Source organism: Mucilaginibacter sp. (genome assembly GCF_041663085.1).
Lineage (GTDB): Bacteria > Bacteroidota > Bacteroidia > Sphingobacteriales > Sphingobacteriaceae > Mucilaginibacter.
The window spans coordinates 1-10342 of the sequence record NZ_JBAZRC010000169.1; the positions used below are offsets into that span (position 1 = coordinate 1).

General features: G+C 43.9%; 10 protein-coding genes. 1 reads left to right on the forward strand and 9 read right to left on the reverse strand.

Going from position 1 to position 10342, the window contains the following annotated elements; translation table 11 throughout:
• From hemN to WC615_RS20730, 4 genes are all read right to left on the reverse strand, one after another.
• A partial coding sequence (gene hemN, locus WC615_RS20715; RefSeq protein WP_372979964.1) for an oxygen-independent coproporphyrinogen III oxidase occupies positions 1-1177 on the reverse strand: 1177 nt, incomplete at its 3' end.
• A gap of 7 nt (positions 1178-1184) precedes the next feature.
• A complete protein-coding gene (locus WC615_RS20720) occupies positions 1185-2216 on the reverse strand; it encodes a 2-hydroxyacid dehydrogenase (RefSeq protein ID WP_372979965.1) in 1032 nt (343 codons plus the stop codon).
• Between the two features lie 86 nt (positions 2217-2302).
• Entirely contained in the window at positions 2303-3355 is a 1053-nt protein-coding gene (locus tag WC615_RS20725; protein WP_372979966.1) for a response regulator, read from the reverse strand.
• Positions 3348-4541, reverse strand: coding sequence for an ATP-binding protein (locus tag WC615_RS20730; RefSeq protein WP_372979967.1), 1194 nt, complete (start codon positions 4539-4541; stop codon positions 3348-3350). Before WC615_RS20730 ends, WC615_RS20725 begins: the two co-directional genes overlap by 8 nt.
• A gap of 235 nt (positions 4542-4776) precedes the next feature.
• On the opposite strand from WC615_RS20730, the gene WC615_RS20735 reads away from it, so the two are divergent.
• Positions 4777-5136 (forward strand): RNA recognition motif domain-containing protein, encoded by a 360-nt coding sequence (locus WC615_RS20735; protein WP_372979968.1) that lies wholly within the window; start codon positions 4777-4779, stop codon positions 5134-5136.
• Positions 5137-5146: 10 nt separating this feature from the next.
• Here WC615_RS20735 and WC615_RS20740 read toward each other — a convergent pair whose 3' ends face one another.
• From WC615_RS20740 to WC615_RS20760, 5 genes are all read right to left on the reverse strand, one after another.
• Positions 5147-5755 carry a hypothetical protein gene (locus tag WC615_RS20740; RefSeq protein ID WP_372979969.1) on the reverse strand — a complete coding sequence of 203 codons (609 nt, stop codon included), beginning with the start codon at positions 5753-5755 and terminating at the stop codon, positions 5147-5149.
• A 4-nt stretch (positions 5756-5759) separates the two neighbouring features.
• Complete coding sequence (locus WC615_RS20745; protein WP_372979970.1) at positions 5760-6332, reverse strand: TlpA family protein disulfide reductase; 573 nt, start codon at positions 6330-6332, stop codon at positions 5760-5762.
• A gap of 180 nt (positions 6333-6512) precedes the next feature.
• Positions 6513-8357, reverse strand: a complete 1845-nt coding sequence (locus WC615_RS20750; RefSeq protein ID WP_372979971.1) for a DNA topoisomerase 3 — start codon at positions 8355-8357, stop codon at positions 6513-6515.
• A 67-nt stretch (positions 8358-8424) separates the two neighbouring features.
• Positions 8425-9648 (reverse strand): BamA/TamA family outer membrane protein, encoded by a 1224-nt coding sequence (locus WC615_RS20755; protein ID WP_372979972.1) that lies wholly within the window; start codon positions 9646-9648, stop codon positions 8425-8427.
• A 303-nt stretch (positions 9649-9951) separates the two neighbouring features.
• The coding region (locus WC615_RS20760) for a methylated-DNA--[protein]-cysteine S-methyltransferase (RefSeq protein WP_372979973.1) at positions 9952-10342 on the reverse strand (391 nt) is incomplete at its 5' end.

Here is a 10342-nt window from a genome sequence, read left to right on the forward strand (position 1 = left end):
GCTGCAGGTGATGGTTCCAGCTGGTGTTTCCCCGGCACATAATATTAAGGATGTGCTTACGGATAATAAGGTCATCGGGCGTTAAAAAATGCCCTTTAAACACGGGCAGTTCGCCGGCATTCACTAACGCTATATATTCCTCTACGTTTTTAACATTTTGCGCAAAAGCATACCAGGTATCGCTTATAGAAGAAACGCCCAGGCCAACCATTAACTGTGTATACTGATGGGTGTACCCCATAAAGTTGCGGTGCAGTTTGCCTTCGCACCCGGCATGGTAAAGGCTATCTGTTGGCAGTGCGAAATGGTCCATGCCAATTTCATGATAGCCCAAATTTGTAAAAAGGAGTCGCCCAAGCTCATACAAAGCTCTTTTGTTATTTGCGTCGGGCAAATCTTTTTCTGTAAACCTGCGTTGGCCGGGTTTTATCCATGGTACGTGGGCATAGCTATAAAATGCTATTCTATCGGGCATTAGCTGGCTAACCAATGTAATGGTATCATGCAGGCCGGTTATAGTTTGCCTGGGGAGACCGTAAATTAAATCGAAATTTATTGATGTATAACCAATAGCTCTTGCCTGCTCTGTTACGGTTTTAACCTGCTCAAAGCTTTGTATCCGGTTAATAATAAATTGTACCTGCGGGTCAAAATCCTGTATACCCAGGCTCAACCTGCGGAACCCAAGCTGGTATAAAACCTTTAAATGCTCTTCTGTTGTATTACCCGGGTGGGCTTCAAAACTGAATTCGGCTTCGGGGTGAATCTCAGAGCCGCTAAGTATCCCATCCACTAAGGCCTTTAAATGCTCCGGACTAAAAAAAGTGGGTGTGCCGCCACCTAAATGCAGTTCGCGTATAACTGGTGTAGCTTTAAGAACCTTGCGGTACATGGCCCATTCCAATAATACAGCTTTGATGTAAGGCTGCTCAACCGTGTGGTTTTTGGTTATGCGGGTATTGCAGCCGCAATAGGTGCACAAGCTTTCGCAAAAGGGCAGGTGTATATACAGGCTTATGCCATTAGCGGTATTGGTTTCATCAAATGAGAATTTTACAGACTGTTCCCACGCTTTTTTATCAAATACATCCTTATCCCAATAGGGCACGGTGGGGTAGCTGGTATAACGCGGTGCTGCAACATTATACTTATCTATTAAATATTGTGGTGCTTGCATTTGGGTATTAATTGGCTATTGGTTTAATAATACTTTCGGCCACACGGCAGTTTTTAGCGCAAACACATGAGCTGCCAACGCATTTATCCAGTTGCCACAGGTCAAGGTTTTTGATGGTTTGGTCGGCTATCTGCTGTAGTGCTTCTTTTGTTAAAAATGCCTGGTGCGGGGTTATGATTACGTTGTGATGGGTCATTAATTTTTGTAAAAGCCCGTCTTTCACAGCATCATGCTCATGATCTTCAAAGAACAATCCTTTTTCTTTTTCATAAACATCAAGGCCCAGGTAGCCTATCCGGCCAGCCTCCAGGGCATCTAATGCATCAACTGTATTTATTAAAGCGCCCCGTGATGTGTTTAAAAGCATTACCCCCGGTTTCATAAATGACAGGGTTGTTTTATTGATAATATGCTTGGTGCTATCGGTAAGTGGTACGTGTAATGAAATAATATCCGACTTGGTAAGCAGGTCATCAAAGCTAACAGGCTCGATGATGTCATTGTACTCGGGGAACACTTCATCATAGCCTATTACCCGGCAACCTAAACCTTTAAATATTTTAGCCACAGCCTGCCCGATATGCCCCAGGCCTAACAAGCCCACGGTTTTACCATAGAAGTTAAAGCCCACCAGCTCATCCAGTTTAAAATCAAAATGATGGCTATGCTCGTCGGCTTGTATAAGGTGCCGGCTTAAGGTAAGCGCAAGTGCCACAGTATGTTCGGCAATTGCCTGTGGAGAATAAGAAGGTACGTTTGCTAATTTTATGTTTCGGCTTGCTGCGGCAATTTTATCAATATGATCTGTACCTACAGATCGTGTGGCAATATACTTTATGCCTAAGTCGGCAAGTTTATTTATTACAGGTGCCGATACATCATCATTTGTGAAAACTATAACAGCATCTTTACCTTCGGCATAAGCAACAGTTTCCAAACTTAGTGGGTTCGAAATAAGGGTTATGTCGTGTTTTTTTTGATTGGCTAAAGCCAGGTACTCTTTCTCGTACGATTTAATGCTGTATGCTACCACTTTCATTTTACTGGGCGTATTTTATAACTACAAAATTACCCAGGCAAAAACTTTTTAAGTATGAGGTTAGTCAGCCCTAAATGTGATATTGGTCAGTTTTTCATTTTAATAAGGCGGTTAAGGTCCTGTATGTGGATAACAGCGCCCTTTTTTTCTATTAATCCCTCTTCCTTAAAGTCGGTAAGGGTGCGGCTCACGGTTTCGGTAGCTATACCGGCCATTGCGGCCAGTTCCTCGCGCGAGGCCTTGAATTCCTCGGCATCATGGTTTTGCTTGCTTAAGCGCACCAATACCTGCGCTAATCTTTTTCTTACCGAGTTATAAGCAAGTTCTATCAGTTGTTCTTCTTTTTCGTGGATATTTTGGGCTAATAGCTTTAAAAAATCGCGGCCCAGGTCGGGGTACTTATCAAGCATGGTTAGTACCAGATCTTTTGGCAAAAGGCAAACTGCCGTATCTTCCATTGCCTCGGCGGTATCTGTAAACGGGGCATTAAGCAATAAGGAGTTTACTCCCAGGTAGTCGTCGGTTTTGTATAGGCCGGTCATTAACTCGCGGCCATCTTCTGCCAGTTTAAGGGTTTTAATGCTCCCTTCTAAAACAATATAAACGCCTTGTGGGGTATCACCATCGTAATATAAAATCTGTTTCTTTTTTATCTGCCTTATTTTGCGGCTTGCAATTAGTGCCTTTAATTCGGCAGTGCCGTTTTTTGAACCACCCGCCAAATGTTCCAGGTTTTGTAACGATCTGCTGAAATAAGCCTGCAATTTCTCCTTTTTTGTAAGCCGGCTTTCAATAGCGTTTAGCAGTTCAATTTCATCAAAAGGCTTGGTTAAATAATCATCGGCACCCATTTCCATGCCTTTCCTGAAGTCAACACGCTCGGCCTTTGCTGTTAAAAATATAAAAGGGATAGCATCTGTTTCGGCGTTTTTACTTAGCAGGTACAAAACACCATACCCATCTAATTCCGGCATCATAATATCACATAGTATCAGATCGGGTTTATGTTGCAACGCCATATCAACACCAAGTTTGCCGTTTGCGGCCTGTAATATTTTGTACCCGGTAAGCTCCAGTATCTCGGCGGTACTTTCGCGGATATCGTTATTGTCTTCAATAATTAAGATGCATTTACTCATGGTTGTTTGGGAATGTTAAGGTGAAAGAAGTGCCTTCGTTTACTTTACTCTCGAATTTTATAACTCCGTTCATTAACCGGGCGTAGCGGGTTACAATATTGAGGCCTAAACCGGTACCCGGTATACTGCCTGTATTGTGTGCCCTAAAAAATGCTTCAAATAAATGTTTCTGATCTTCATCGGGTATACCTATGCCGTTGTCTTTTACAACAACTATCAGCGAATTATCGTTCATCTCGGTATTAAATTCAATAAAGGTGTTTTCGCCGGAGTATTTTATAGCATTGCTAACGAGGTTGGTGATACAATTTCTTAGTAATGACTGATCCAGGTTTGCTGTGCTGAAAGTACCTGTATGCTGGTAAATTATATTTTGGTTTTGTTTTGCTATCAGCTGCATCTCTTCTGTAATTTCTTCAGCGAATTTTACAATATCAAACGATGTATAAATGGGCTCTACTTTGCCGGCCTCCAATTTTTCTAACGATAAGAAATCGTTTAGAATGGATGTAAGGTTATTAACAGCGTTTTTTATTTTGCCGATGTGCTTTTCAATATTGGCATTGTTAAACTGTTGCGAGTATTTTTCAATAAGCACGGCCGATAATTGGATTGAGCTGAGCGGTGTGCGAAACTCATGCGATGCCATGGACACGAACCTGCTTTTTAACTGGCCAAGTTCTTTTTCTTTCTCTAGCGATTGGCTTACTTCTTCTTTGGCCTTTTGCAACTCACTTAACGATTTTTTTAACGATAGCGTGCGCTCTTCTACAAGCTCTTCCAGTTGCAGGGCGTAGTCTTTTAACTTGCCCTCTGCTTCTTTTTCGCGGCTCAGGTCGTGTATAAACCCGGTAAAGATCTTTCTCCCCGAATATTGTACCTCGCTTACGCCCAACCTGAACGGGAAAACCGAACCATCTTTTTTTAAGCCCGTTACCTCGCGCCCTATACCTATAATATGTGGCTCGTGTGTTTGCTGGTAACGGTGTATGTATCCATCATGCTGTTCTTTATAGGGCTGTGGCATTAATACCGAAACATTTTTGCCAATTACCTCATCGGGCGTAAGTTGAAACAGGGTGCACGCCGCCGGGTTTATGGTTTCAATTATGCCGCGCTCGTTAATGGTAATAATACCATCTATCGCATTTTTTATGATAGCATTTAATAAAGCGGCGTTTTCCATGTAACGGTAGTAAAATCAAAAAGTGATAGCTGTCACAAATATCAGCAACCAAGCGGTATTTGCTAATGATGTGTCTCAGTAAATTTAATGACGAAGATCACTTTTAAAGATACTACAAATATTCAGTTTAGCTATACAATTCATTTGAGGCATTCACAAGTTAGTTATACAATCACTCTTACATACCTATGGTTTAGAATAATTGAATATGCTATATTTGCAAACTATTCTGCTTATGATAAAATTATTCGTTGTTGGCTTTCCACGTGAGATGGATGAGATGCAGCTGGCTCAATTGTTCGGTCCGCATGGGGATATTGAATTGCTGACTATTGTCCGCGATAAATTTACCCAGCACAGTAAGGGTTTTGGTTTTGTACAAATGAAAGACATGGAAGGCGCTCAATTAGCTATAGAAGCGTTGGACGGCATGGCTTTTGGCGACCGTACATTAGAAGTACGTATAGCCGAGGACAAACCAGCACCCGCTGCCCCGTCAAGAAGGCCTGCATCTATGCCACGCTATAATCAGCAACAACAACCGCCGAAGCCCGTATTGGCCGAAAAAAAGAAAAGACCCCGCCTTAGTAAATAGTTTATAGCGGTTAACCCATTTGCGGCGTATACCCCGCGCTAAATGTGTTAACTATAGACCGGGGTGTTAATACTGCTATTTTTTCAATTGCAGGGAAATCTATAGGCTTATCATACCCGGCAGGGCTCCATTTATACAATTTGCCGGCTTTAACAAGGTGAGGTTCATTATTTAAAATAACGAAAGCACCATCCGGGAGTTCCTTTAAACTTGCTATGTAGGTTTGTTTTGATTTGCCGGCAGTTATTCTTTCATGGTGAATGATGGCGTCTATATTAGCAACGGGCGTTTTCATGTTAAAGCCAAAAGCCGGGTTGCCTTTCAACCACATTTCCTTAAAATGCATGTGAGCTTGATACCGGCACTGAAAGCAAGGGCGGTGCCCTGCCGAAAACGCCGTTGCTTCATCAAAAAAGAAAAGCTCTGTCCACCGATCAGGCATCATTACCTCGCGGTGCCTGCCTCTAAATGCTAACTCACAGATGATCCAGGCCTTAACTTTGTAAGGGCGTACTATCTCTTTGTTTTCATTATGTATCACACCCCTGTTACCAAGCCACTTGCCACGCTCGGTTGTTTTAATGATATCGCCAAATGGGTTTACCCTGTTCTGTAACATCAGTTTATTCGGTAGATAGCTGTTGCAGGTAAGCTGCAAATTTATCATTTGTATAATCGGCTACACCTTCGTGGTGGTAAACCATTTCACCCTTTTTATTCAAAACAACAGTTGTAGGGATAGTGCCTGCCGAAATATTGGCAGGCACGGTTGTGGTTGCTGCATATACCGGCAGATTGTAATTTTTCTTTTTCAGGAAAAGCAACGCCTGTTCTGGTCTGCCATCTGCATCGGCCATTAAAAATACGATGTTTTTATTGGCAGCCAATTTTTGATATAACGTGTTGATAGAAGGCATTTCGGCTATGCATGGCGGGCACCATGTTGCCCAAAAGTTGATAAACACCACCTTGCCTTTAAGCGAGGACAGCGTAATATTTTCGCCTTTTACATCACGGAAACTAATATCGGGTACCTGTACCGGTTTACTTAGGGATGAAACCTCCGGCTGAAAGAACCCCGTTTTCATCAATCCCCGTAATAGCAATCCTTTAGCCGCGGGGACAAACAGTAAAACAATTACCGCTATAAAAAATAGCGCGTTTAGCAGGTTGCCAATGGTAAGGTGCTTTTTCAATTGGGTGTTTATTAATCAGGTAGCAATATCCGAAATTTATTTTGTCTTCAAGTCCCATCGGGACTTTTGGTTGGTAGCAAACATAAACGATAACACGAGGCGTTCCGATAGGAACGCGTGGTGATCACGAAATGGATATTCTACTAACCCAATGTGCCTAAGACACATTCAATATAGTTATTAAGGAATATTTGATGTGTTGCTACTGTTTTTTGCCGCAGGTGCGCTAAGCACGATGCCTTTCCCCGCCCGTAACAATTCTTGCGTAATGGCCCGGGTATAGGTTTTTATCTCTTCCTGGAAAGCACTTACCGATGCGCCCGAGCGGATCTCTTCCAACCTTTTCTCCCAGGTGCCGGTTAACTCTGCCTGTGCTATCTGCTGGTTTTTAACAACCTCGTAAACAGCCAGGCCGGTATCAGTAGGTACCAGGTTCTTTTTTTCGCGGGCTATGTAGTTGCGTTTTAACAGGGTTTCTATCATTGCGGCCCGGGTTGCAGGTGTGCCCAGTCCGCTATCCTTCATCGCCTGGCGCAATTCCTCATCATCTATCTCCTTGCCTGCGGTTTCCAGTGCCTTTAGTAGGGTAGCCTCGTTATACAGGGGCTTGGGTTTGGTTTGCTTTTCCAGCAGGGCTTTATCCGTTATCGGTAAAATTTCATCCTGTTTTACCTTGGGCAATGAGGCATTTTCTTCGTCCTTCTTTTCCTCATCCTTGTCGTTAAAAACAGCACGCCAGCCCGCTGTTTGGATAACCGTACCGCTCGCCATGAATTTTGAACCCGATTGGATGGTTATCTTGGTTATTTCCTTTATACAATCCTGGTGAAAGGCTTCCAGCATACGCCCTGCAACCATATCGTAAACGGCTTTTAAATCGCCCGAAAGTTGATTGGGCGACTCGCCGGTAGGCAATATCGCGTGGTGATCTGTTACCTTTTTTGCATTTACGCTGCGCTTGTTAAGTTTGGCATCTGCTAAAATGGTAGCCTGCTTGCCAAATTCATCGTGCCCGGTAAATTTTGCTATTAATGCGGGTACTTCTGCAAATACATCATCTCCAATATAGCGGCTGCCTGTACGCGGATAGGTAACCAGTTTACCCTCGTAAAGGGTTTGCAGTAAAGAGAGCGTCTGGTCGGCAGTGAAGCCTTTGCGCTTATTGGCCTCCTGCTGTAAACTGCTCAGATCGTGCAGTAGGGGGGGCGGTTCTTTACGGGGTTTGGCTTCAACGCTTGTAATGGTTCCTGTAGGCTCTACCAGGTCTAATACAACTTGTGCTTCTTCCCGGGTTTTAAAGTTCTTTTCGGATATGGCTTTAAATACCTGCCCGTCCTTATCCGGCTGTATGCTTACCTGGTAATAGGTTTGCGGCACAAAGTTTTTATTTTCCAGGTAACGCGCGCAGATCATGGCAAGGGTAGGGGTTTGTACCCTGCCTAACGATAATACCGACCTTGTGCCCGATGATAAACTTAAAGCCTGCGTGGCATTCATACCCACCAGCCAGTCCGACTGCGAGCGGCAATGTGCCGAATTGAACAGGGTGTCATAATCAGTCCCCGGCTTTAAATTGCGGAAACCCTCTTTAATAGCAGCGTCTGTTTGCGAAGAGATCCATAAACGTTTAAAAGGCTTTTTACATTTCAGGTAGTAATAGATATAACGGAAGATGAGTTCACCCTCGCGCCCGGCATCCGTTGCTACTATGATCTCGGTAGCTTCATCAAACAGGGCTTTTATTATATCCAGCTGCTTTTTTACTCCGGGATCGTCAATCATCCCATCCTTTGTTTTTACCTTACGTATAGAGAGCTTGAATTTTTGGGGGAGCATGGGCAGGTTCTGCACATTCCAGCCGTAGTAACCATACTCTTGCGGGGCTGCCAGTTGCAATAAGTGGCCAAAGGCCCAGGTAAAGGTGTAACCCTTGCCTTCTATATAACCATCCTTTTTTGTGGTGGCACCAAATACTTTAGCAATTTCGCGCCCTACAGACGGCTTCTCGGCAATAATAACTTTCATAAACGGGTGTAGCGAAAGTATAGAAATACTTTACCCGCTGCAATCAATGTGGAGAAATAGCATGGTTTTAAAATGCTTCGCCCAAGCTAAACAGTACCGAACTGTAGCCCTTGCTGCCGGCATAATCAATACCGATGTTGGTGTTTGAGCCCTTGTTAAACTTGATTCTTAAGCCCGTACCCGCCGCAGGGTGCCATGACGAGAATAATGTGCCCGAGCCACTTACGGTATTTGCATTGGCGAATACCACAAAACCTAACAAACCGTTTTCGGTAATGTCGCGCCTGTACTCACTTTCCAGGTAAAACAGGGTACGGCCACGGTAACGGTTTTGATCTATACCCCGGCCCGAACGGTTATTGGGGTCCCAGCCAATACTTGGCAGGTCGAGATAAGGTGTTTTATCACTAAGTGTTTTCCACAGGTACGACCAAAATGCAAGTGTATTTTGTTGATTAGGCTTGCCCGGGTTTAAAGAGATGTATTTCCTGACATCTATATAAATAGAATTCCAGCTATCGCTACTACCCATAAAAGTTGGGTTTATGCGGTATACAACATTGGCGTATGCACCCGGTAGCGGGTTAATAGAGTTATTACGGGTATCATACAAAATATTTAAGCTTATACCCGATGAAAATGAACTGCCTTTGGTACCGTAAGCATATTTGGTGAACGTGGGCAGATCAACCGCCGGGTCATCACTGTTTACGTTAAAATGCCAGTCGAGATTATAACCAATACCCGCGTACAGATATGGTTTTATACGTTTAAGCGCGCTTTGGTAAAAGCGGATGTACCGGTAATTAACCAGTGTTTTATCATCGTTATTGTTGTTGCTGCCCAGGCCCCATGTAAATTGCGGGTAAACCAAAAAGCGGGTATCGCCCTGTATGGTCCATTCGTTATTAGGGAACCAGATGCTGGTACGCAATGGCAAACCAAAACGGCTGTGCAGGTTCCAGTATGGAGTAAAGGTGGCGCTTGATATATTGGTGGTGGCGCGTGGGCCCAGGTAAATACCGGCGGTTGTGCTGGTAATTAAAGCCTTGCCACTACCACCCGGTACATTAGCGCCTATGGGCAATATGGAAAAGTAAACCTTTTTATCGCTGGGGCGCCTTGGCTTATCGGGATTTATCTTAAAAAGCGACTTGGCAATATCAATCAAATCGGTTTGTTTGGATGTATCCTGTGTTGTATTATTATTTTCGGGAATGATGGTTGACGCGTTTTGCGCGAATAATGAAAGCGGGAGCAGACATAACAAAAAGGTAACTATTTTTAACATAAATGGCGCTTTAACGGCGATAAGCTAATATAATGCACTTATATTGATTAATCGCACCTTTAACAAGGTATATATTACCTAACATTATGCCTGCTAAATAGTTTTACAGTGCGATTAAAACATGGAATATGAAAAGGGGGAGGTTGTGCGATTCCCTCCCAACGGGAGGGTGCAGGGAGGGGTTTATGCAATATACATCGCGTATAAACCCCTCCCTGCTACTACACAGATCCATCGCCCCCCTCCCCAAGGAGGGAATTAATCCGCTTAAAAGTTCACCTGTTTTATGATGGCAGCTTGCCGTTATGAAGCTTTATTTTTTAATGCTGCTTCCCATCCAATGATGGCATTTTTGCGGGTCGATCCCCAGTGGTACTGGCCTATCTCGCCGGTGGAACGAATAACTCTGTGGCATGGTATCAGGAAAGCCACCGGGTTACTGCCTACAGCAGAGCCTACTGCCCTTGAAGCCTTTGGGCTACCGGTTTTTTGCGCAAGTGCCGAATAGGTGGTGAGCCCGCCTGCAGGTACTTTCAACAATGTTTCCCATACCTTTATCTGGAAATCCGTTCCCTTAAGGTGCAGTTTTATCTCATCAAGCTGGCGCCAGTCCTGCGTAAAAATAAACAAGGCATTCTGCTGTATCCTGTCAACAAGCTGGCTATAGGCTGCGTTGGGGTAGTTCTGTTTTAAT

Bases quoted from the DNA above. Each gene is read 5' to 3' on its own strand.
- WC615_RS20720 (WP_372979965.1), bottom strand. From the start codon at position 2,216: ATGAAAGTGGTAGCATACAGCATTAAATCGTACGAGAAAGAGTACCTG.
- WC615_RS20725 (WP_372979966.1), bottom strand. From the start codon at position 3,355: ATGAGTAAATGCATCTTAATTATTGAAGACAATAACGATATCCGCGAA.
- WC615_RS20730 (WP_372979967.1), bottom strand. From the start codon at position 4,541: ATGGAAAACGCCGCTTTATTAAATGCTATCATAAAAAATGCGATAGAT.
- WC615_RS20735 (WP_372979968.1), top strand. From the start codon at position 4,777: ATGATAAAATTATTCGTTGTTGGCTTTCCACGTGAGATGGATGAGATG.
- WC615_RS20740 (WP_372979969.1), bottom strand. From the start codon at position 5,755: ATGTTACAGAACAGGGTAAACCCATTTGGCGATATCATTAAAACAACC.
- WC615_RS20750 (WP_372979971.1), bottom strand. From the start codon at position 8,357: ATGAAAGTTATTATTGCCGAGAAGCCGTCTGTAGGGCGCGAAATTGCT.
- WC615_RS20755 (WP_372979972.1), bottom strand. From the start codon at position 9,648: ATGTTAAAAATAGTTACCTTTTTGTTATGTCTGCTCCCGCTTTCATTA.